Below are 23,202 nucleotides of genomic sequence, written 5' to 3' on the forward strand. Positions count from 1 at the left end.
CTCGACCGGCGCGGAACCGCCCTTCGCCCGCGAGTCGCTCACATATAATCCGCAGCACTCAACCTGCAGGCCCGCGCTCCCAGCGTGCCCAACCGCTTATGCTCACGGACCAATCGGAAGCCCGGCAGACCCGCCGTTACGTCGAAAAGCGCGAAGTCATTCTCGATACTGCTGCGGCACTGTTCAACCGCAAGGGGGTGCGCGGCACGACCCTGGCCGACGTCGGGCAACAGGTAGGGCTCAGCACCAACAGCATCACGTACTACTACCGAAAAAAAGAGGATCTGGTCCTGGCCTGCCTGATGCGTGCCATCGCGGAGACGTGCGGTCTCGTCGATAAGGCGGCGCAAGCGGATAGCCCCAGCGAACGCGCCCGGGCCTTCATCACGCTGTTCGTGGCACGGCTGGCGCGGACCGCAGTGGGCGAGAAGCCCGAGCTGATGAGCCTGCGTGAGATTCGCGCCTTGCCCGAGAGCCATGTGGAGGTCGCCTTCGCCGCCTTTAACGACATGTTCCGGCGCGTCCGTGGGTTGCTGTGCGACGCCTTGCCCAGCGATCCCACCCAGCGCAGCGCGTTGGGTGCCCGCGCGCACCTGCTGTGGTCGCTGACCAGCGGAGCTGCCGGCTGGATCGATCGATATGAAACCGATGACTACCCAAAGATCGCGCAAACGCTGGCGGACATCGTCCTGAATGGCATCGCGGGGCCAAAGTCGGCGTGGCAGGCGGAGTGCGACGTGACGGCGCTGCTCCCGGCGCTTGCGCAGCCGGAGACGACGCAGCAGGCCTTCCTGCGAGCCGCCACTGAACTGCTGAACGAGCAGGGATACCGTGGGGCGTCTGCGGACCGGATCTCCGCAAGGCTGAACCTGACCAAGGGCGCGTTCTATCACCATAACGAGAACAAGGACGACCTGATTTCGGCGTGCTTCGACCGCATGTCCACGGTTATTCGGGACACCCAGACGCTGGTCGACGACCTGCCCGGCACGGGATGGGACAAGCTCTGCGCGGTATCGCGCGCGCTGGTGCATTACCAGTTCTCCAGCCAGGGACCGCTGCTGCGGCTGACGATCTATGGCGCCTTGCCCGAGGAGATGCGGATCGCGAAGATGCGTGACATGGCGCGGCTGTCTACCCGCTTCGTTCGCCTCCTGGTGCAGGGAATGCAGGACGGCTCAGTGCGCCCACTGGACCAGGCGATTGCCGCGCTGCAAGTGCATGGCATGATCAATGCGGCCGTGGAACTCCGCCGCTGGGTGCGCGATGCCGACGCTGACAATGCCGCTGACCTGTTCGTGCGCCCGATGATGGTGGGGTTGTTGCGCTGAAGCCCGGCCATGCGGGCCAATCAGCCGACAGCCCGCCCACCCAGCCACTCACTCGGTCAGGTGACAGGCAACCATCTGCCCGTCGCCTCGGTCGCGCAACGGCGGGTCGTCGTTGTGGCATTGCGGCATCGCCATCGGGCAGCGTGTGTGGAAGCGGCAGCCTGAGGGCGGATTCATCGGGCTCGGCACTTCGCCTTTCAGTACGATTCGCTGGCGCCGTCGCTCGGTCTCCACATCGGCGACTGGCACGGCCGACAACAGCGCCCGGGTGTACGGATGCAGCGGAGAGGCGTAGAGCTGACGGCGCGTGGCGATCTCCACGATGCGGCCGAGGTACATCACGGCTACGCGATCGCTGATATGCCGTACCACCGCCAGATCGTGCGCGATAAACAGGTAGGACAGACCGAGCGTGCGCTGCAGTTCCATGAACACATTGACCACCTGCGCCTGGATCGAGACGTCCAGGGCCGACACGGGCTCGTCGCAGACAATCAGGCTCGGCTCCAGCGCCAACGCGCGCGCGATGCCGATGCGCTGACGCTGGCCACCGGAGAACTCGTGGGGGTAGCGGTCCGCCATATAGGGCAGCAGGCCCACCATGTCCAGCAACTCGCTCACGCGCGTCTGCACGGCTTGCCGGTCGCCGGCCATGCCGTGTACCTCGAGCGGTTCCGCAATCAGGTCACGGACCTTCATGCGCGGATTCAGCGATGCGAACGGGTCCTGATAGACCATCTGCACGGTGCGCCGGAACTGCTTCTGCCGCTGACCCTTGAAGCCAGCCAGGTCCTCGCCATCGAACAGGATGCGGCCGTCACTGGCGGGCAGCATCTTCATGATGGCCAGACCAGTAGTGGATTTGCCGCAGCCGCTTTCGCCGACCAGCCCCAGTGTCTCGCCGCGATTGAGCGTGAACGAGACGCCGTCGACAGCCTTCACAGTGCCAACCTGGCGTTTGAACAGCACGCCTTGCGTGACCGGAAAGTGCACCTTCAGGTTTTCGACGCGAAGAATCGGATCCACGACTGGAGCCAGCGGGGACGGTGAAGCCGCGGTAGCCGCAAGGGCTGGAGGCGTGCTGCCGGGGCGGCTTGGGGGCGCGACGCTCTGCGAGGGGCACGCCGCAAGTGGTGTTTCAGTATGCGTCATGGAGGAAGCAGGCGTTGAGGTGTTGATGGGAGATCTCGCGCAGTGGGGGCGGCGCCTGATCGCATGTCTCGTTGGCCAGCTTGCAGCGCGGCCGGAACGCGCAGCCCTGCCCGAGCGCGGTCAGATCTGGTGGCTGGCCGTCGATCGGCACCAGCGGCTGGCTGGTGTCGCCATCCAGACGGGGCACACAGGCGATCAGCCCGCGCGTGTACGGGTGGGCTGGGTGGCGGTACAGGGCTTCCGCCGAGGCCATCTCCACCAGACGGCCGCCGTACATCACCGCGACGCGGTCCGCGTATCGCGCCACCACACCCAGGTCATGCGTGATCAGGATCAGCGCCGTACCGGACTTTTGCGCGAGCGTCTTGAGCAGGTCCAGGATCTGCGCCTGCACGGTGACGTCGAGCGCGGTGGTCGGCTCGTCGGCGATGATCAGCTTCGGCTTGCAGGCCAATGCCATCGCGATCATCGCGCGCTGCCGCATCCCGCCCGAGAATTGGTGCGGATACGCCTGCACGCGGCTGCGCGGCTCGGGGATCTGCACCTGGGCCAGCAGCGCGACGGCCTCGTCGTAAGCATCGCGCCAGGGGCGGTGCTCGTGGATGTGAATGGGCTCCGCGATCTGCTTGCCGACCGTGAGTGCCGGGTTCATCGACGACATCGGCTCCTGAAAGATCATCGCAATCCGGTTCCCCCGGATGGCGCGCATCTCGGCGGGCTTGAGACGGAGCAGATCCTTGCCTTCGAACCGGATCTCACCGGACGCGATCTCGCCCGGCGGTTGCGGAATCAGGCCGAGAATCGACAACGCGGTCACGCTCTTGCCCGATCCCGATTCTCCGACGATCGCGAGGGTCTCTCCCGCGTTCACGTCGAAGGAGACCCGGTCCACGGCGGTGACCACGCCCCGGTCGGTACGAAAGCGCGTGGTCAGGTCTCTCACCTGCAGAATGGGCTCTGTCATGGTTACGCTCAGGTGGTTGGAGGGGCGGGTTTGCGGCGGATCAGAAGCCAAGCTTCTTCTTCATCTCCTGATCGATCCATGCGCGCGCGTAGATCGGGCCGCTACGCACGGCGCCAGCGCGCAGTTCGCCGTCGTAGTTCTTGACCCACGGCCACCAGGCGGTGAATACATAGGGCGTCGGCAGCCAGATGTACGGCGCTTGCGCGACGATGTCGCGGGTCATGGCGCGGATCGCCTCCTGGCGCTTGCCTTCGTCGCGGATCTGGAAGGCCTGGTCGACGCGGGCCGTAAAGGCCGGATCATTCCATTGCGAGGCGTTCCACACCTGTCCGGCCACGAAGCTCTTGCGCAACGTGGTGGTCGGATTCGTATGGCCATTCGCCATCATGTAGCCCGGCGCGTTGGTCTTCGTGGTCATCGCGGACAGGTACGCCCCGTACTCCATCGGCTGGATCTCGATCTTCACGCCCACCTGTTCCAGGTAAGCGCCGATCAGCGGCAGCATCTCCATGTGGTCCTGGTTGCAGGCGCATACCTGAACCTTGAACTTGAAGCCCTTCGGATAGCCGGCCTCCGCCAGCAGTTTCTTCGCCTTCTCGGGGTTGTAGGTGAACAGCTCCTTCACCGAATCCGGCATCGTGCTCAGCGGCTCGAAGTAGCCACCGTAGTCAGGATGCTGCGGGTAGGCGAAAAGCTCCGCGTTGCCGCCGTAGTACTGCTTGACGATCTCCTGCTTGTTGACCGCCATATTGAGAGCGCGGCGCACGCGGATGTCGTTGAACGGCTTGGTATCGACGCGCAGCGCCAGGTACTGGCCGGTGTACGAGAGCCACTTCGACCATTTGAGTTGCGGCGCGCTCTTCTTGAGTTCGTCCACGGCAGTCCAGCGCACCAGTTCCAGCACATCGAGCTTGCCGGTGCGCAGCATGGTGTTGCGCGTGGCCTCATCCTTGACGGTGCGCAGCACCATCTTGTCGACGAACGGCAGCTTGTAGTCCTTGCCGCCGATCTTGTCCGTGTCCCAGTACTGCGCGTTCTTTACATAGGTGGTGGAGTTGCCCTGCGTGAACTGGTTCAGCGTGAACGGGCCGGTGCCAGTGACGTTCTTCCAGTTCGCGGCCCCGGCGGTGGCTACCTCCTTGGGCATGATGCCGGAGTAGTAGCCCCAGCCGAAGCGATAGTCCCACTCGGCATTGAATTCCTTGAAGCGGAAGATGACCGTGTACTTGTCCGGCGCTTCGACCTTGGTCAGGTAGTCGTAGTAGCTGGGGATCTTCTTGGCGCTTGCGTTCATGCGGCCGTAGCTGAACAGCACATCTTCCGACGTCAGCTCCCGTTCTTCCATCACGCCCGGCTTCGCGGGGAAGCGGACATTCTTGCGCAGCTTGACCTCGAGCGTCAGCGGGTCGGTCCACTTCCAGCTTTCGGCCAGTTCGCCCCGGATCGCATCCGGCGGCAGCCAGGCATCGGCCTGGAAGGCGTACTTTCCGCCGTTGCGGCGCGACTTTGAGAGATCCGCGGCAAACAGTTGTTCATAGACCTGACCGGTGTCGTAGTTCTGCTTCCAGTTCCAGTCCGCCAGATCCCAGGACAACGCCGAGATGGTGGGGTAGACCGATCCGACCTCAAGCGTGCCACCGTACTTTGGCGCATCCGCCTGCGCGGCCGCGATGCCGCAGGCCAATGCCGCCGCTGCGGCCGCCACGGCCTTCGCCGCCATCAGTGGCCAGTTCGTCCTGCCGACATTCGCCTTGATATTGGGCACCATCTCTTGCTCCTTACAGGGTCTGAAGAGTCGTGATTCGCCGGGCCACATTGCCGGCCGGTGTTGGCGGGCGCGTTTCAGCGGCCGCCGCGTAGGCGTGGGTCGAGCAGGTCGCGCATGGCATCGCCATAGACGTTGATGGCATAGACCACCACGGTCAGGCAGATGCCTGGCGCAAGCGCGAGCCACGGCCCCTGGAACATGAAGGTGCGCCCGTCGCCCGACAGCATGCCGCCCCAGGTCGGGGCGGGCGGCGGCACGCCGAGGCCCAGGAATGACAGTCCCGATTCCGCCAGGATCGCGGTACCGACGCGGGTCGTGAACAGGACGATCACCGGCGGCAGCACGTTGGGCAGGATGTGCCGCCACAGGATGCGGCTGGTGGAGGCGCCGATCGATTGCGCCGCGTGCACGTACATGTTCTCGCGCACCGATACCACGGCCCCGCGCACGATTCTGGAGCCGCCGATACCGAGCAGCAGACCCAGGGTGCAGACGATCTGCCAGCTGCCCGGGCCCAGCACCGAGACCACGACGATCAGGATGATGAGGTCCGGAAAACTCATCCAGGCGTCGACCATCCGCTGCACCACCAGGTCCAGCTTGCCGCCCAGATAGCCGCACAGGATGCCAAGCACGAGGGAAACCAGCGTGGCCAGCGTGGCCGCCGACAGGCCGATCACCACCGACAGCTGCGCGCCATACAGGCAGCGGGAGAAGATGTCACGGCCGAGATTGTCGGTGCCGAAGAGATGCGCCCATGACGGCGGTTGCAGCCGCGCCATCATGTTGATCTCGTTGACACCGTATGGCGCCAGCCAGCCGGCAAAGACGCCGCAGAACAAGAAGATCGCGCAGATCACGGCGCCGGCCGCGCCGAGCGGTTTGTCGCGGAACAGTCGGCGCAGCATGGGAAACCGGGAGCGCCTGCGCGAGGCGGGAGGCGCCTGGGCGGCCACGATCGATGGGGACACGGCGCGTGGATCGACGGAGGGGTGTGCCATCAGTGGTGCCTCACTTTTGGGTCGAACAGGCCGTAGCTCAGGTCTACGAGCAGGTTGATCAGCATCACCGCCACGCCGACCACGAGAAAGACGCCAGTGATGACCGGATAGTCCCGCTGGTGCACGGCATCGAGCAGCAACAGGCCCATGCCCGGTACCGCAAAGATCTGTTCGATGACGACAGCGCCACCGATCAGCAGCGGTGCCTGCAGCCCGATGAGGGTCACCACCGGAATCAACGCGTTGCGCAGCGCATGACGGAAGATGACCTGTCGTTCGTTCAGTCCCTTGGCCCAGGCTGTGCGGATATAGTCCTGCCGCAGTACCTCCAGCATCATGGTGCGCGTCATCCGCATCGTGATGGCGGACAGTGCCATGCCCAGCACGATGGCTGGTACCAGCATCTGTTTCACGTGCTGCACCGGGTCTTCGAGAAAGGGGATGTAGCGCACGTCGGGGGACCAGCCCCACCACACTGACGGGAACACGATCACCATCGTGCCGAGCCAGAAGCTGGGGACGGCCAGCATCAGGATGGAGAACGACCGCGCCACGTAGTCGACGGCGCTGTCCTGGCGGGTGGCCGACACGATGCCGATGGGCAGCGCCACCGTCAGTGCCACGAACAGGGCCAGCACACCTAGCGAGAAGGTAGCCGGGATTCGGGCCATCACCATTTTCAGGACCGACTCGCTTTGCCACAGGGACTGCCCCAGATCGCCGTGCAGCACGATATTGGTGACCCAGCGCAGGTATTGATCCCAGATCGGGCGGTCGAGCCCGAGCGCGTGGACCAGTTGCTCGCGGGTGAGGGCATCGGCGCTGATGTCGTTCTGACTCAGCATGAGATCGACCACGTCGCCGGGCACCAGGCGCACGATGGTGAACACGATGATGCTGGCGAAGAGTAGCGTCGGTATCAGTGCCAGCAGGCGACGCACGAAGTAGGCGCTCATGGCAGACCCCTGAGCGATGCTGGCTGGATTCCGGGCGGCGATGTTGCTGCCGATGTCGTTCCCGGGGTGGCGCGTACAGTCGATACCGCAGACATGTTGCCTCCTTGTGAGCGATCGACCGGCATGGGCGTATGCCGACATCCGCGCGATCGCTTTCGCCTCGGTGTTGCGTCGTGCCCCGCCAGCGTCGTGGCGGGGGTCTGGCCAGATCAGTAGCCGCGCATCCCTGCCCAGCGGTTGAGCTGCCAGTTGGCGTCGCCCAACCACTCCTGGGCTGTGCGTGCGCGCTTCATGTAGAACCCGATGTCCAGTTCGTCGGTCATGCCGATACCGCCGTGCATCTGCACGCCCTCCTGCACTGCCAGCGTGGCGGTGGTGCCGGCCTTGGCCTTGGCGACGCAAACCAGCGGCTCCGGCCCATCCGAACGGCCGGCGTCCAGCCGCTGCTGACATTGCAGCACCGCGGCACGCGCGAGTTCGATCTCCGCGAACAGATGTGCGGCACGATGCTGCAGGGCCTGGAACTCGCCGATCTGCTTGCCGAACTGGCTGCGCTCCTTCAGGTAGGCGAGCGTGCGCGCGAACGTGGCGTCTGCAATACCGACCAGTTCGGACGACAGCACCGCGCGGGCGATGTCGAGCACCTTGTCGAGCATCGCGGCGCCGTTGCCGGCGCGACCCAGCAGCGCATAGGCCGGAATTCGGACGCCTTCGAAGGTGACGCGTGCCGCATTGGTGGCATCGGCGATCACGCAGCGTTCCACGCGGACGCCGGCGCTGTCGCGCGGCACCAGGAACAACGAGATGTCGCCATCGACCCCCGCCTGCGCGTCTTTCGCCACGACGATCAACGTATCGGCCACATGGCCGTCGACGACGAACACCTTGCTGCCGTCGAGCATGTACCCGTCGCCATGGCGTCGCGCCAGCATGGTGATGCGATCTGGCCGGTGTTTGCTCCCCTCGTCCAGCGCGAGCGCCGTCAGGTGGCGGCCCGATGCCATCTCCGGCAGCAGCGCGCTTCGCTGCGTGTCGCTGCCGAACAGCCCCAGCAGTGAGGCGCCAAGCACCGAGGTGGAAAGGAATGGCAACGGCGCAAGCGTGGCCCCGATAGCTTCGGCGATGATGCCGGCCTCGACCACGCCGAGGCCACTGCCGCCATAGGCTTCGTCGATCAGCACGCCGGTGAATCCCAATTCGGCGGCCTGGCGCCAGAGATCCCGGGAGAATCCAACGGGGTCATGCGTGTCGCGCAGCGTGCGCAGCGCGGAAATCGGGGCGTTGTCCTTCAGGAAGGCGAGGGCGCTGTCGCGCAGCATTTCCTGCGTGTCGTCGAATACGATGGGCATGGCGGCTTTGACGGTCCTTGGGCTTCGAGGGCTTCGATGTCTTTGGGCTGCGGTAGGCGTGGCGGTACGGGCGAGCCGGTACGTCAGGCGCCCGGAAGGCCGAGCAGGCGCTTGGCGACGATGTTGAGCTGCACCTCGCTGGTCCCGCCCTCGATCGAATTGGCTTTGGTGCGCAGCCAGCCCCGCGCCAGGGCGCCGTCCTGGCTACGTTCGCCTTCCCACTCCAGGGCGTCCGTGCCGCCGACGGACATCAACAGCTCATAGCGCCGCTTGTTCAGCTCCGCGCCGTAGTACTTCAGCACCGAAGAGAACGCTGCCATTCCCTCGCCCTGCTTGGCCAGGTCGCGTGCCCGCTCGCCGGCGGCCGCAAAGGCGGCTTCGTCAATCTCGAACTGGGCAATCTGGGCACGCAGCATCGGATCGTCGAGGCGGCGCTGCGCATCCACGCCGATGACTTTCGCCGCGTGGCGACCCATGGGCTCGCGGAAGCCACGGCTGCCAATGGCGCTGATCATTTCGCGCTCGTGCGTCAGCAGGTACTTGGCGATTTCCCAGCCACGGTTCGGCTCGCCGACCAACTGGTGGCACGGCACCTTCACATCGTCGAAGAAGGTCTCGCAGAAGGGGGATTTGCCTGAGATCAGCACGATGGGCCGGGTGGAGACCCCGGGGGTTTCCATGTCGAACAGCAGGAAGCTGATACCCGTGTGCTTCTGCGCCTGGAAGTCGGTGCGCACCAGGCAGAAGATCCAGTCAGCCTTGTCGGCGTACGAGGTCCAGATCTTCTGGCCATTGACGATAAAGTGGCCGTCACGCTCTTCGGCGCGCGTTTGCAGCGCCGCCAGGTCGGAGCCGGCATTGGGCTCCGAGTAGCCCTGGCACCAGCGGATCTCTCCGCGTGCGATCTTGGGCAGATGCTCCTGCTTTTGCGCCTCGGTGCCGTACTTCAGCAGCGCCGGGCCCAGCATCGAGATGCCGAAGCTCTGCAGCGGCGTCCGGCAGTTCAATCGGGCCATTTCGGCGCGCAGCACCCGGGCCTGTGCCGGACTGAGCCCGCCGCCGCCATATTGGGTCGGCCACTCCGGAACGGTCCAGCCCTTTTCGGCCATGCGTTGCAGCCACAGGCGCTGCGCATCGGACTGATAGCGGAACTTGCGCCCGCCCCAGCAGATGTCGTCCTCGTTGCGCACCGGTTGGCGCATCTCCGCCGGGCAGTTCGCTTCCAGCCAGGCATGCGCCTCCTGCCGAAATGTCTCCAGTCCGTCCACAATTGTCTCCTTGTTGCGTCCCTGGGAAGCCGTGCCACGCGGGCATCGGTCTGCCGGAAAATCGGATCAAGGTTGTTCCATGCCACAGTCTTATTTTTCTAAAACACTTGCAGAAGGTGGCGGGTACGGCAACTTTTATACAAGCCGACCCAAAGGGCGTCAATACTCCAAAACCTAACCCGAGTGGCTTGCCGAGCGCGAAGCCGTGGAGGTCGGATGCGACCCGTCGCTCCAGGGTGGCGCGACGCGGAGCGCGAATCTTGTCAGCGAGTGCGGTAGAAAATAGCTTAACTTCTGCGAAGATTGATCGAAGCGCTCATCGTGCTTCGCAATCCCGGAAGTTTCATTGCCTCGTTCGATCCAGTGGCAGGCACCGCCAGGAGCGGGTGCTTTGGCCCGATTCAGGTCGCTTGTCGAGAGAATATTGACGACAGTCAGGGCATTCTTCTTTTCCATACCATTCATACGAATTTTTTATGGAGACGAAAAAGCTCGCCCAAACGGTGTGGGCGCCGCTCACGGGGACAGGACAACCATGCCCATGCCTGTATGTCTGCATTTGAGAAACGTGGCCGGTTTGTCCAAATGCCACCGGTAATTTGTGCTTTCTTTTCATAAGCTAGTGCCAGTGGCGGAAGTTCAGTCGAAAGCGATGCAACGCAGGAGGGCAGTACACCTGCTTACATGCGTTACCCACTCTCCACATTTTGAAACGCAACAATGGAGGTACAATGCGCCCCACTTTGTATCTCACATATAACAAATGAGCCCCCGGCCTTCTCGTTTGGCGTGTGTAGACGCGCTGAAGGCGGTCAGCTCGCAGCTGATCGTGTTGCACCATCTGGCCTTCTATGGGCCGATGTCCGACGCCGCCCAATCTCTGGCCCCCGGCCTGATCGGCTGGCTGTCTGACTACGCGCGCATCGCGGTGCAGGTGTTCCTGGTCATCAGTGGATTCCTTGCCGCGCGCAGCCTGGCTCCTGCGGGACGCCTGACCGCCCAGAGCCCGTTTTCCACGGTATGGCGCCGCTATCAGAAGCTGGTCGTGCCCTACACCGTGGCGATGCTCGTCGCGATCATCGGCGCCGCCATCGCGCGGACGTGGATGCATCACGACTCGATACCCGCCGCGCCGCACCTGACGCAGGTCATCGCGCACATCCTGCTGCTGCACAACATCCTCGATGTTGACGCGCTGTCCGCGGGCGTCTGGTATATCGCAATCGATCTGCAACTGTTCGCGCTGCTGGTATTCGCGCTCTGGTTGGCGCGCGCGGTGTCACGCGATACGTTGCCGCTGGGCGTGCCGACGGTGGCCGCGCTAGCGGTGGCCTCGCTGTTCTGGTTCAACCGTGATGCCACCTGGGATATCTGGGCGATCTACTTCTTTGGCGCCTACGGCATGGGCACGCTGGCGTACTGGGCGTCGAACCCCGATCGTTCTCCGGTGGCCCTGATCGGGCTTGGCGCGGTTGGCGTGGCGGCCCTGACGATGGACTTCCGCCTGCGTATCGCCGTCGCGCTGGTCACGGCGCTGGTGCTGGCCATCTCTCGCCGCGGTGGCTGGCTCGAGCATTGGCCGGGTGGCCGGGTCACCGCATACTTCGGCAAGATCTCGTACTCGGTCTTCCTCGTGCACTTTCCGGTCTGCCTGGTGGTAAACGCCTTGGTGTTCCATTTCGCTCCGGGCCAGCCGGTGCTCAACGCGCTGGGGATGTTGCTGGCGTGGGTCGCCAGCAACGTAGCTGGCGCCGTGTTCCATCGCTATGTGGAAGCCGCCAGCCCGCTGCGCGCGGTGATCGACTTCGTCAAGGAAGGCATTCACACCCGCAAGTGGACGCGGGGCGAGAAGCCCCAGGCCTGAGCGGCCGCCGCAAACCTCGTCAAATCAATGCTGGTGCGGGCGCACCAGCATGTACCGCCTTCGTCATGCATTCCGCACCCGTCCGGTGCGTGCGGAATGTCACTCACGGTAACAACCCCAGTTGAGGGTTGGCATGGCCATTGCCTAGTATGGATATTTAAACCTGACCAACTGGTCAGGTTTCGATCCGGGGAGACGAGGCTGCCATGTCCGATCATATCGTTCTGACCTCGCACACACGCCGCGACAAGCCGGCCGAGCCGATTCACTGGGGCGCACCCACGGCGGCCGAGCGGGGGCCAGTCATTGCCAGCCTGACAGACCCCGCGCAGCGCAACGTTATCGGTACCCACGCCGGCGCCTATGCGATCTATCGCGCGCTCGCAGTGGCGGCGGGCAGCCTGCAGCGCGCGCATCGTCCCGACCTGACCGATACATCCCCGGCCGAAGCCATCGGCCCGCATCCGCAGTGGGGCGATCCGGACAGGATCGTGTCGCTGGATCCCTGGGGCCACCTGGTCTCCACCGTCTTCGCCGACCGCATCGCCGCCGGGGTGGACATCCGTCCGACCATCGCCATCACGCGTGCCCATATCAACATGCCCGAACTCATGGCCGCGATCTCGGCCGGACGGCTCAAGCCCGACGGCGACATCCTCGAGGCCAATGGCGACGTGCGCGTGACCAAGGCAGCGGTGGACCCGGTCTGGTACCTGCCCGGCATCGCGCGCCGCTTCAATATCAAGGAGAGCGTGCTGCGCCGCAGCCTGTTCGAGCAGACCGGCGGCATGTTTCCCGAGCTCGTGACGCGACCCGATCTGAAGGTGTTCCTGCCTCCGATCGGCGGCATGACGCTCTACTTTTTCGGCGATGTCACGAAGCTGGGCCAGCCCGACACCCGTGTGGCCTGCCGCGTGCATGACGAATGCAATGGCTCCGACGTGTTCGGGTCGGACATCTGCACATGCCGCCCGTATCTGGCGCACGGTATCGAGGTTTGTATCGAGATGGCGCAGCAGGGTGGTGTGGGTCTGGTGGTCTATAACCGGAAGGAAGGCCGCGCGCTTGGCGAGGTGACGAAGTTCCTGGTCTATAACGCGCGCAAGCGCCAGGTGGGCGGCGACCGCGCCGAAACCTACTTCGAACGTACCGAATGCGTGGCCGGCGTGCAGGACATGCGGTTCCAGGAATTGATGCCGGATGTATTTCACTGGCTCGGGATCAGGAGGATCGATCGCTGGGCCTCGATGAGCAACATGAAGCATGGCGCGCTGACGGCGCAGGGTATCGAGGTGGTGGAGCAGGTGGCGATTCCCGAGTCCCTGATCCCGGCCGATGCGCGCGTGGAAATCGATGCGAAGGTGGCGGCGGGTTATTTCTCCAGGTACACGCCGCCAGACGCCAAGGAACTCGCCCAGGCAAAGGGCAGGGGGTTGAAGGAATGAATGAATTTCCGGAAGGAGGCAGGGCAGGACGCGACGATGGCATGGGCAGCGGCTGGCATAGCCCCGTTCCACCCGATCATCCCGCGGCCGCGCTGCTCAGTGCGGAAGCCGTGCGAACGCGTTGCGCGGTGGTGACGGACTTCGTGGCCTCGGGGGAATCCGAGTTGTTCACGTGGCACCCGGACCGCGTTCACGCGATCGCCGACTATGTGGCCGCGACGATTCGCCGCCGCTATCCGACGCTGCAGGTGCCGTATCACAGCCGCTGGCGCCATTTTGAAAGCGGCGGGCCGGGGCAGGCCACGATCAACCGCTGGCAGATCCTGTGCGAGCGCGCGGGCATGTCGGGGCCCGAGCATCGCGAGGAGCGCGCGCGGATCGGTATCGATCTGGTGATCCCGAGCGTGCTGCTCGATGCGGGCGCCGGGCCCGACTGGCGCTACCGCGATGCGGCCAGCGACATGATGCTGACGCGTTCGGAGGGACTTGGCGTTGCCAGCTTCGACCTGTTCGCGCGTGGCGGCTTTTCCGCCGGGCAAGGTGATCCGTTACGTTCCGACGCTGATCGCCTTTGCCGCATCGACGCCTCGACCATTGCCTCGGCGTTCCAGGTGGCGCAGCACAACCCGCTGGTCGGCCTGGAAGGCCGCGCGGGACTTCTGCGCCGGCTCGGGGAGGTGATGCAGGACACACCGGCGGTGTTTGGCAGTCCGGCACGGCTCGGCAACCTGTATGACTATCTGGCCTCGCATGCGCGCGAAGGGCGGATCGAAGCGAGCTTCGTGCTGCGCACGCTGCTGGTGGCGCTGGGCCCTGTGTGGCCAGGCCGGCTGCAGATCCAGGGGATCTCGCTCGGGGATTGCTGGCGGCATCCGGCGGCGCCCGAGGGCATGGTGCCGTTCCACAAACTCACGCAATGGCTGACCTATTCGTTGCTGGAGCCGCTGGAGGATGCGGGGCTGACCGTGACCGGGCTCGATGCGCTGACGGGTCTGCCCGAGTACCGCAACGGTGGCCTGCTGTACGACTTCGAACTGATGGTGCCGCGCGATGCCACGTTCGCCAGCCGCGCGCACGCGGTGGATGAGCCGGAGATCGTCGAATGGCGCGCGCTGACCGTGACGGGGCTGGATCTGATCGCGGATGGCGTGCGGCAGGCGCTCGGCTTGAGCGAAGCGGACTTTCCGCTGGCGCGTGTGCTCGAGGGCGGCACGTGGGCGGCGGGGCGGCGTGTCGCGGCGCAGCGGCGTCCACCGGGCGGGCCGCCACCGTTCGCAATACAGAGCGACGGCACGGTGTTCTAGCGCGTCGCGCATGGATCGAACGCACGGAAGCAGGCAGCAGATAACAGACAGCAGACAACGGAAACGATTCGCTGGCAGCCCCAGGCGTGGCGGGCCCAAGGGCCGCCTTGCCCGAACTTCACGAGAGTTTGTCACTCAAGGAGCGCACCATGAACGATCTGCCAGCCGCGGCGGCGGCCGCGGAGACCTATGTCAACCCCGATAAGGCCACGTCGCCTTCGGTCATGGTCGTGAATCATCCACTGGTGCAGCACAAGGTCACACTCGTGCGCAACGAGGACACCACCACCGACAACTTCCGGCGCCTGGTGCGGGAGATCAGCCAGCTCCTGACCTACGAGGCCACGCGCGATCTGGCGATGGAGATCATCTCGATCCGCACGCCGATCGCGCCCATGCAGTCGCCGGTGCTGTCCGGCAAGAAGCTCTGTCTGGTATCGATCCTCCGTGCCGGCAACGGCTTTCTCGACGGGATGCTGGAACTGCTGCCGGCTGCTCGCGTGGGTCATATCGGCCTGTACCGCGACCCCGAGACGCTGGAGCCGATCGAGTACTACTTCAAGATGCCCGAGGACATCGGCGAGCGGATGGTGATCGTCGTCGACCCGATGCTGGCCACGGGCAACTCGGCCATCGCCGCCTTGAACCGTCTCAAGGAAGCGGGGGTGACCACCATGAAGTATGTCTGCCTGATCGCGTCGCGGCCCGGATTGCGCGCGCTGCAGGCGGCGCACCCGGATGTGTGCATCGTCACGGCGGCCATTGACGAGCAACTCAACGAGCACGGCTATATCGTGCCCGGTCTCGGCGACGCCGGCGACCGGCTCTACGGCACCAAATGATGGGCGCGCCGGCGCTTGCGCCGCCCGTGCGCGAAGCGGGAGGCCGTATCCGGCAGGAGAATGAGGCGCAGATCCTGCGCGCCGCGGAACACGTGTTCGCGCGCGCGGGGTTCGCCGGGGCCACGATGGCCGACATCGCGCTGCACGCTGGCATGCCGAAGTCGAACCTGCACTACTACTTCCGGACGAAGCAGGCACTGTACCGCGCGGTGCTGGCGCACACGTTGCAGCTCTGGCTATCGGAGACCGATATCATCAGCGCCGACCATGCGCCGCGCGTGGCGCTGGAGCAGTACATCCGCGCCAAGATGCGGCTGTCGGCCAGCCATCCGGACGCGTCTCGCGTGTTCGCCAACGAGTTGCTGCACGGCGCGCCTGAGATCGGCGGCGTGCTGCGTGAAGCGTTGCGCGAACTGGTGACGCGCAAGGCCATGGTGATTCGCTCGTGGATTGAAGACGGTCAGATGGCCCGTGTCGACCCCTATCACCTCTTCTTCACGATCTGGGCCGCCACGCAGACCTACGCGGACTTCGATGCGCAGGTCTGCGCCGTACTGGGCGTCAGCCAGCTCGACACCGAGGACTTCGAACGCGCCACCGAGCACCTGGTGGCGTTGTTGCTGCGTGGCTGCGGGCTGGATCAGGAAGCCTCGCTGGCCTGACCCAGCATCATGCGTGGCAGTTGCCATGCAGTCTTCGTCTACCATTGACACGTCACCGCCATCGGGATCACAAGGGACGCCTCATGTTCGACACCATCCTGCGCCACTGCAATATGCCTGACGGACGTACCGATATCGATATCGGCATTGCCAACGGCAGGATCGCGGCGGTGGAGCCACGGATCGCGGCAACGGCGGGCGAGGAGATCGACGCCGCTGGACAGCTTGTCTCGCCGCCGTTCGTCGATGCGCACTTCCATATGGACTCCACGCTGTCATACGGCCTGCCGCGCGTGAACCAGTCCGGGACGCTGCTCGAAGGCATCGCGCTGTGGGGGGAATTGAAGCCGCTGCTTACGCAGGATGCCATCGTCGAACGCGCGCTGGCGTATTGCGACTGGGCCGTCTCCAAAGGGCTGCTGGCGATCCGTTCCCACGTGGATGTGTGCGATCCGCGCCTGCTGGCCACGGAGGCGCTGCTGCACGTGCGCGAGCGCGTCAGGCCCTACCTGGATCTGCAACTCGTGGCATTTCCGCAGGACGGTCTGTTGCGCGCACCGGATGCGCTCAACAACCTTCGCCGCGCGCTGGACCTTGGCGTCGATGTGGTGGGCGGCATTCCGCATTTCGAGCGCACGATGGCCGACGGCGTGGCGTCGGTGAAGATGCTCTGCGAGGAAGCCGCCGAGCGCGGGTTGCGCGTGGACATGCATTGCGACGAAAGCGACGATCCGATGTCGCGCCATATCGAGACGCTGGCGAGCGAATCGGTACGGCTGGGTTTGCAGGGACGCGTCACGGGTTCGCATCTGACGTCGATGCATTCGATGGACAACTACTACGTCTCCAAGCTGCTGCCGCTGATGCGAGAGGCCGGCGTATCGGCCATCGCCAATCCGCTGATCAACATCACGCTGCAGGGGCGGCACGATACCTATCCCAAGCGGCGCGGCATGACGCGCGTGCCCGAGATGCTTGCCGCCGGCATTCCTGTGGCCTTCGGTCACGACTGTGTGATGGACCCCTGGTACAGCCTTGGCTCGGGCGACATGCTCGAGGTGGCCCACATGGGTCTGCACGTCGCGCAGATGACGGGGCAGGACGCCATGCGGGCGTGTTTCACCGCTGTGACAGAGGCGCCGGCACGTATCTTGGGTCTCGAAGGCTATGGGATCTCGCCGGGCTGCCGCGCCGATCTGGTGCTGCTGCAGGCGCGGGACCCGGTGGAGGCGCTCCGCCTGCGCGCAACCCGGCTGCTGGTGATGCGGGCAGGGAATGTCATCGCCCGCACGGCGCCGGCCACCACGATGCTGACGATCGAGGGTCGACCGGCTCAAGTCGACTTTCAGTTACACCGGGCATGACGGTGTGGCGCGTTTTTTGAAGAATCGATGAATTTTGTGTTGACAGAGATCGGCTTGCTCAGCATAATCTCTTTCTTCGCATCGCAGCAGCAATGCAGCGAAACGAAGCCCAGATGGCGGAATTGGTAGACGCACTAGGTTCAGGTCCTAGCGGTGGCAACACTGTGGAGGTTCGAGTCCTCTTCTGGGCACCAAATTCAGAAAAGCCCCGCGCAAGCGGGGCTTTTTTCGTTTCTCCGCCCGGAAAGAAAGGCCCTCGAGGGCCTTTCGCGAGGACGAGAAAAGGTTGCGCTTGCAAGCGCAACCCGGGGTCGCGCATGGGTGACCGAGCCCTCTTCTGGGCACCAAATTCAAAGAGCCCCGCGCAAGCGGGGCTCTTTTCGTTTCTCCCCTGAGAGGACCGGCTCCAGGAAGAATGATTGACACTATCAGGCAATCCTCAGGGCGCGCCACTCCGTGCCGCTCCCGTCCGGCAACCCGCATTACGGTCTAACTGACACGCCGGCTTTGACCTATGCTCCAGTTTGATCGGGCACGATTCAATAACGCCCGGCAAGGTGGTTGCCATGTCCGTACTGTTCACGTGCGGGAGAGGGGAGGGCGCCGGGCATTGTCCCGGCTGGGAGCGCTGTGTCGCCGCGCACCCAGGGCACCATTCCTGTCTCCATCTGGGCTTCCTGATCGTGCTGCTTGCGAGCGCCGCGGCCTGCGCCGAGGAACTTGCGAGCGGGCCGCCGGGCGCGGATACGCCGCCATCGATTGTCCAGGACAAACGCGACGCGGGCACGCCGCCTGCGGAAGCCGCCACACCGGAATCCCCATCGCTCGAGCCACCTCGCATGGTGGCCATGGACGACGATCCTGATCAGCCCGCGCCTGTCAACGTGCTGGCTTCGGAGCAGATGGCGGTGCCCGGCGGAGAGCATGAGGTCGTGGGCAGCGCGGGACCGATCGATCGCCAGGTCGAAACATACCGGGCCGGCACGCGTCCGGCGATGCTGCATCTCGATGACATGACAACGGCAACCGGGTTCGTCGATGGCGGCACGCGCACCATGGCACTGGCGATGGATACGCCGCTGTCGCGCAACAGATCCGGTCCGACCCTGCAGTCCCGTGTCGAGATGGCATACCGTCCTGGCATGGCGCCGGTAGCCGGCAACTGGGACGCGCCACCGGGCGAGGCCAATGCCACCGGGCTGGCCGTGCGGCTGTATAGCTCCGCACCCACGCGCCTGAATGGTGTCTACCCCTTCGTCGAAGCGGACTGGTGGCAAGACAATCGCGCACGCACCATCAACATCAACGGCACGCGCATCGACACCGACGTGCTGCGTGGTCTGCTGTCCTTCAACGTCGGCGCGCACAGCAATTCGACCACCGGCCTGAAACTATGGGTCAAGGCGCGCGCAGGACGCAACGCGGGCGGAACTCTGGGTGCCAGATACCGTTGGTAAGGGATGGTGGAAGCAGTGTCGCGGTAGTGTCTGACGAGGGAGTATCTGGTATTCGAGAAATAATTTTCACGAAGTACTTGCGCGCGATGCGAATTGCGATACAATTCGGGCCTCGCGTGCGGCTGTAGCTCAGTTGGATAGAGTACTTGGCTACGAACCAAGGGGTCGTGGGTTCGAATCCTGCCAGCCGCGCCACCTATTAGAAGGGCTTCCAGCAATGGAAGCCCTTTTTCATTTTGGGTTGCTGTGCGAGGGTGTGTCCGGCTCGATTGTGCTCGGTTGACGCAACTGAAGACGCTGACCCACTCGTATGCGATGGCCGCTGCGGTATTCCATGGCGCAAAGCAGAGGCGGCGAAACGATGTTCGGCTGGCGGGCATCCTGATTCGAACAACTGCGAGAGCGCGGCGGCGCTGGATAGCGCAGTTGCCCTCAAGTCGTTCTGTCAGGGCTTATAAGCCCAGAGATTAGTCGCCGGCCCTTCGATGCCAAATGGCATTTCGCTCGCCTGAGAACTTGTGCCCTAAAGGCCGCGTCGCACAATCAGAAACCCCTTGGATCAGCATTTGGGCTTGTGCGCTTCGTGTAGATGCCGCTTTCGCCTGAATATCTGTGAACGCACTCGGTCCACAGGGCACGAACTGGCAAGCACCCAAAGCATCCTGCGGCCTTTCATAGCCCCCCAAAAAATCCAACCCCAATGTACGTTTCCCCGCGCAACCACTCGCCGGGGCCATTGACAGCCGCCAACCCGGAAGCACATTATTCGTCCCTATCAGATGCGCCTCCGGAGCAACTCGCGCCCCTGCTGATGCCCGGAAGGCCGCCATTCCCATGGGAAACGGGGTCATGAATTCATCCATCCGCAGATTGGCGGGCGCAGTTGCGCTTGCCGTTTTCCTTTCCGCTTGCTCGTCAACGTCGGAGCGTTCGGCAACTGATTCGGCCGTCGAACAGCCGCCGTCCGACCAAGCGATGAAAACCCTCTCGGCCGAGGTGTTCACCTACGCCTATCCGCTCGTTCTGATGGACGTTACGCGAGAGGTGGCGACGGCCAAGGTGCCGGTCAATACATTCGGTCACAAGCGCGCCTTTCCGGACGCAGCCTTTACCGACGTTGTCAGCCCGAATGCCGACACCTTGTATTCGTCGGCGTGGCTGGACTTGTCGAAGGAGCCGATGGTGCTGTCCGTGCCCGATACCAGCGGTCGCTATTACCTGATGCCGATGCTCGATGCCTGGACCAATGTCTTCGCGTCGCCGGGCAAGCGCACGACTGGTACGAAGCGCGGTGTTTTCGCAATCGTCGGCCCGAACTGGCAGGGGCAGTTGCCCAAGGGTGTGAAGGAGATCCGGTCGCCGACCGATATGGCCTGGCTGATTGGTCGGATTCAGACCAATGGCAAGCAGGACTATGCGAACGTGCACCGGCTGCAGGATCAGTTCCGCCTGGTGCCGCTGTCGGCGTGGCGCAAGGGCAGCCGTACCGCAGTGCAGCCCGTGCCGCGCGCAGCGATGATCGATACGGAGACGCCGCCGGCCGAGCAGGTGGCGGCGATGGACGCCCAGGCATTCTTTACCCGTCTGGCCGCGCTGCTGCCTGCCAATCCGCCCGCAGCCGATGACGCCGCGATGGTCGAGAAGATGCAGCGCATGGGCATCAAGGTCGGTCAGCCGTTCAAGACCACCGTGCTGGAGCCGTCGACGGCGCGCGCCGTGCAGGAGGGTGCGTCCGCCGCGCTGACGATGATCAAGGCCAATGGGCGCAAGAGCGCTGCCGGCAATATGGGCTGGCGTGTCCAGCGTGATATCGGGGTGTATGGCACGGACTATGGCCGCCGCGCCGTGGTGGCGATGTTCGGTCTGGGCGCGAATCTGCCCGAGGATGCGATCTACCCGACCGCGCGCGCCGATGCGATGGGCCGCCCGTTCGATGGCGGCAGCCGCTACGTCCTGCACTTCGACAAGTCACAGTTGCCGCCGGTGAAGGCCTTCTGGTCGCTGACGATGTACAACGAAAAGCAGGCATTCGTCAGCAACTCGATGCAGCGCTACGCGATCGGCAGCCGTGATCGCCTGCGCTACAACCGCGATGGTTCTCTGGACATCTATATCCAGTACGAACGGCCCGACGAGCGCAAGGTTTCCAACTGGCTGCCGGCGCCGCCCGACGCCTTCAATCTGATGCTGCGAGCCTACTGGCCGGACCAGGTGGTGCTTGATGGCAAGTGGATGCCGCCCGCCGTCCAGCGCGTGAACTGATTTCCCGCGCCACGCCCGGCAAGGGCGTGGCGAAGCCCCCATCTGAGTGCAGTGCGTCCGAGCGCAGTGGGCGCAATGCCTACCCTTAGAACTTGTACTTGATCCCCGCGTAGAACGCGCGGCCGCTGCCCGGGTAGAACACCGAGGTATTGGCCGTCCGCGCATCCGTGACGGTGCTGAAATCGCTGATATAGCGTTTGTCCGTCAGGTTGCGGGCATCGAGGAACAACGTCACGCCACGCTCGAACTCGTAGCTCGCCTCGATACCGAACAGCACGTAGCTTGGCACCTTGAGCGTGTTGGCGTAGTCCACCCATGCCCCGGTCGGCACCCAGTCGATCGTGCCCGCCACGCGCAGGCGCGAGTTTCGGCTATAGGCCAGCGTCGTGCGCAGCACGTGCTGCGGCACCCCGGCGATCCGGTTGTTGCCATAGACCGGATCGTTGTCGAAGCGGAAGTCACTGTAGTTCCAGAGTTGGGACACATTGACCTTGTCGCCGCTGCCGAACACGTTGCGTAGCACGTCTACATTCGCGCCAAGCTCCACGCCTTGCAGGATCGTCTTGTTCGCGTTGAACGTTGACGCGGGGATGTCGGGGCTGACCGTGTACTGCAGCAACTGGTCGCGTACCAGAGAGCGGTACAGCGTCAGGTCCCAGCCGAAACGGTCCTGCTGGCCGCGCGTGCCGAGTTCCAGCGTCCAGCCGTGCTGGGCGGCCAGTGGCACGAACTGCTGTGTCATGCCGATCGTCTGGTTCAGGTCCGTGAAATCGGGGACATCGGCGCTACGGGTGATGTCGATGAACGCCTGGACGTTCTTCTTTGGTTCCCACAGCACGCCAAACTTCGGATTCACGCCGCTGTAGCTCGTGGCGTCCGACTTTGGCGTTGGATTGGTGGGCAGGCCACCATAGTCCTTGTACTCGCGGCGGTTGCGGTACGCCTTGGCGCCAGCCATCAGCGCCACGGTGGGCAACACATAGAGGCGGTCTTCGAGATAGAGCTCGTAGTTGTAGGCATCCTGCGCCGAATTCAGCGTCTGCGCGCCACGATTGCCATTGACGTTGACGTACTGGCGCGCGTCGTTGTTGCCGCCGAAGAATCGCATCCCGGCGATCAACTGGTTACGCATGCCGCCAAGCGCGAATTCGCCCGTGTAGCGGGGCGCGAAGCCATAGGTCCAGTAGTCCTGGTCGATCACCTGGAAGATCGGGTGATACAGGCTCTTGTGGATCGCCCAGGTAGTGAAGTCGATCTGGCCGCTGTCGAGCTTGATGGTGGTGACATTGGCCAGGCGCTCGGTGCGCGTGTTGCGCGCCTGGTCGCCCGCCAGCGCGCTTGGCGATGCCATGCGCGGATTGTTCAGCGCATCGTTCAGAGAGAGCGTGCCGGGCAGCAACTGATCGACGATATAGGCGCCAAAGTAGAAGCGCGTCTCCACCGCCGGGCTGAACCGGTAGCCGACATTGGCGTTAAGCTGCTCGTACTGGCCGCGTTCATGATTGCGATAGCCGTCGGAATGGCTGACCGTGGCGTTGACCAGGAAGTCCCAGTTGCCGATCTGCCGTGACACCTGGCCACTGCCGCGCACGGTGCCGAAACTGCCCCCATCCAGGCGGACCATGTTTGGCGCGTCGGCGGTCAGCGCGGTGGGCGTAGTGAAGTTGATGGCGCCGCCCAGGGTGGTGCTGCCATACGCCAGCCCGTTGCCGCCCTTGTAGACTTCGGCGGCCGAAAGGCCGAGCGGATCAATCTGGTAGAAATCGCCGCTGCCGTCGGCAAAGTTGGTCGGCACGCCGTCCTGCAGGATTTCCAGGCCACGCGTGTGGTAGCCGCGCGCAATTCCCGAGCCGCGGATCGACAGCCGCAACTCCTGGCCGTAGCGTTCCTGTACGTAAACACCCGGTGCATCCTTGAGCACATCGCGCAGGTCGCTGGCGTACGTGTTGCTATAGGAGTCTGCATCGACAAAGCCCACGGATCCGGCTGACTGGAACAATGACTGGCGCTGCTGCGCGATGCCCGGGGCGGTCAACGAACCCGCTGCGGCAGCCGTGGCGGTGACAGGAGGAAGGGTGGGAATCTCGGCAGGAACGCTTGCCGGAACGGTTTGGGCGAAGGCCACACCAGACAGTGCGGCGGCAGGAAGCGCCGCTGCGCGGCGCCATTTTTTTTGTCGTTGCATTGCTTGCGGTCGATAGGCCCACGCCGAG

At 64.3% G+C, this 23,202-nt stretch carries 17 protein-coding genes and 2 tRNA genes; 11 read left to right on the forward strand and 8 right to left on the reverse strand.

Annotated elements, in window-relative coordinates; translation table 11 throughout:
* Positions 1 to 98: 98 nt before the first annotated feature.
* Positions 99 to 1,331: a TetR/AcrR family transcriptional regulator gene (locus RN01_RS01785; RefSeq protein ID WP_017512121.1), complete on the forward strand. Its 1,233-nt coding sequence runs from the start codon at positions 99 to 101 to the stop codon at positions 1,329 to 1,331.
* Positions 1,332 to 1,379: 48 nt separating this feature from the next.
* Here the strand turns inward: RN01_RS01785 and RN01_RS01790 are convergent, their stop codons facing one another.
* From RN01_RS01790 to RN01_RS01820, 7 genes are all read right to left on the reverse strand, one after another.
* Complete coding sequence (locus RN01_RS01790) at positions 1,380 to 2,357, reverse strand: ABC transporter ATP-binding protein (RefSeq protein ID WP_017512122.1); 978 nt, start codon at positions 2,355 to 2,357, stop codon at positions 1,380 to 1,382.
* Positions 2,358 to 2,469: 112 nt separating this feature from the next.
* Positions 2,470 to 3,447, reverse strand: a complete 978-nt coding sequence (locus tag RN01_RS01795) for an ABC transporter ATP-binding protein (RefSeq protein WP_017512123.1) — start codon at positions 3,445 to 3,447, stop codon at positions 2,470 to 2,472.
* A gap of 40 nt (positions 3,448 to 3,487) precedes the next feature.
* Positions 3,488 to 5,215 carry an ABC transporter substrate-binding protein gene (locus RN01_RS01800; protein WP_017512124.1) on the reverse strand — a complete coding sequence of 576 codons (1,728 nt, stop codon included), beginning with the start codon at positions 5,213 to 5,215 and terminating at the stop codon, positions 3,488 to 3,490.
* A 74-nt stretch (positions 5,216 to 5,289) separates the two neighbouring features.
* Positions 5,290 to 6,216 (reverse strand): ABC transporter permease, encoded by a 927-nt coding sequence (locus RN01_RS01805; protein ID WP_024570760.1) that lies wholly within the window; start codon positions 6,214 to 6,216, stop codon positions 5,290 to 5,292.
* Entirely contained in the window at positions 6,216 to 7,172 is a 957-nt protein-coding gene (locus tag RN01_RS01810; RefSeq protein ID WP_017512126.1) for an ABC transporter permease, read from the reverse strand. The genes RN01_RS01805 and RN01_RS01810 overlap by 1 nt, the downstream gene beginning before the upstream one ends.
* 209 nt (positions 7,173 to 7,381) lie before the next feature.
* Positions 7,382 to 8,521: an acyl-CoA dehydrogenase family protein gene (locus RN01_RS01815; RefSeq protein WP_024570761.1), complete on the reverse strand. Its 1,140-nt coding sequence runs from the start codon at positions 8,519 to 8,521 to the stop codon at positions 7,382 to 7,384.
* 83 nt (positions 8,522 to 8,604) lie between these two features.
* Positions 8,605 to 9,789, reverse strand: a complete 1,185-nt coding sequence (locus RN01_RS01820; RefSeq protein ID WP_008648515.1) for an acyl-CoA dehydrogenase family protein — start codon at positions 9,787 to 9,789, stop codon at positions 8,605 to 8,607.
* A 763-nt stretch (positions 9,790 to 10,552) separates the two neighbouring features.
* On the opposite strand from RN01_RS01820, the gene RN01_RS01825 reads away from it, so the two are divergent.
* The 10 genes from RN01_RS01825 to RN01_RS01870 all read left to right on the forward strand — a co-directional run bounded on the left by RN01_RS01825 (position 10,553) and on the right by RN01_RS01870 (position 20,989).
* Positions 10,553 to 11,653, forward strand: a complete 1,101-nt coding sequence (locus RN01_RS01825) for an acyltransferase (RefSeq protein ID WP_024570762.1) — start codon at positions 10,553 to 10,555, stop codon at positions 11,651 to 11,653.
* 206 nt (positions 11,654 to 11,859) lie between these two features.
* Complete coding sequence (locus RN01_RS01830; RefSeq protein WP_008648510.1) at positions 11,860 to 13,098, forward strand: GTP cyclohydrolase II; 1,239 nt, start codon at positions 11,860 to 11,862, stop codon at positions 13,096 to 13,098.
* The gene (locus RN01_RS01835; protein WP_011519021.1) at positions 13,095 to 14,402 is read left to right on the forward strand and encodes a URC4/urg3 family protein; all 1,308 of its coding nucleotides are present in this window, start codon (positions 13,095 to 13,097) and stop codon (positions 14,400 to 14,402) included. The genes RN01_RS01830 and RN01_RS01835 overlap by 4 nt, the downstream gene beginning before the upstream one ends.
* Positions 14,403 to 14,551: 149 nt before the next feature.
* Positions 14,552 to 15,244: a uracil phosphoribosyltransferase gene (gene upp / locus RN01_RS01840; protein WP_008651376.1), complete on the forward strand. Its 693-nt coding sequence runs from the start codon at positions 14,552 to 14,554 to the stop codon at positions 15,242 to 15,244.
* Positions 15,244 to 15,906: a TetR/AcrR family transcriptional regulator gene (locus tag RN01_RS01845; RefSeq protein ID WP_017515220.1), complete on the forward strand. Its 663-nt coding sequence runs from the start codon at positions 15,244 to 15,246 to the stop codon at positions 15,904 to 15,906. The genes upp and RN01_RS01845 overlap by 1 nt, the downstream gene beginning before the upstream one ends.
* Positions 15,907 to 15,989: 83 nt before the next feature.
* Entirely contained in the window at positions 15,990 to 17,270 is a 1,281-nt protein-coding gene (locus tag RN01_RS01850) for an amidohydrolase family protein (RefSeq protein WP_017515219.1), read from the forward strand.
* A gap of 107 nt (positions 17,271 to 17,377) precedes the next feature.
* Positions 17,378 to 17,464 (forward strand) — tRNA-Leu (locus RN01_RS01855).
* 372 nt (positions 17,465 to 17,836) lie between these two features.
* Positions 17,837 to 18,727 carry a hypothetical protein gene (locus RN01_RS01860; RefSeq protein ID WP_024570763.1) on the forward strand — a complete coding sequence of 297 codons (891 nt, stop codon included), beginning with the start codon at positions 17,837 to 17,839 and terminating at the stop codon, positions 18,725 to 18,727.
* Positions 18,728 to 18,845: 118 nt separating this feature from the next.
* A tRNA-Arg gene (locus tag RN01_RS01865) sits at positions 18,846 to 18,922 on the forward strand.
* Positions 18,923 to 19,576: 654 nt separating this feature from the next.
* Positions 19,577 to 20,989, forward strand: coding sequence for a DUF1254 domain-containing protein (locus RN01_RS01870; RefSeq protein WP_017514189.1), 1,413 nt, complete (start codon positions 19,577 to 19,579; stop codon positions 20,987 to 20,989).
* Positions 20,990 to 21,074: 85 nt separating this feature from the next.
* Here the strand turns inward: RN01_RS01870 and RN01_RS01875 are convergent, their stop codons facing one another.
* Positions 21,075 to 23,174, reverse strand: coding sequence for a TonB-dependent receptor (locus tag RN01_RS01875; protein WP_024570764.1), 2,100 nt, complete (start codon positions 23,172 to 23,174; stop codon positions 21,075 to 21,077).
* Positions 23,175 to 23,202 lie beyond the last annotated feature (28 nt).

Origin of the sequence: Cupriavidus sp. SHE (assembly GCF_000812445.1) — a bacterium.
GTDB lineage: Bacteria > Pseudomonadota > Gammaproteobacteria > Burkholderiales > Burkholderiaceae > Cupriavidus > Cupriavidus metallidurans.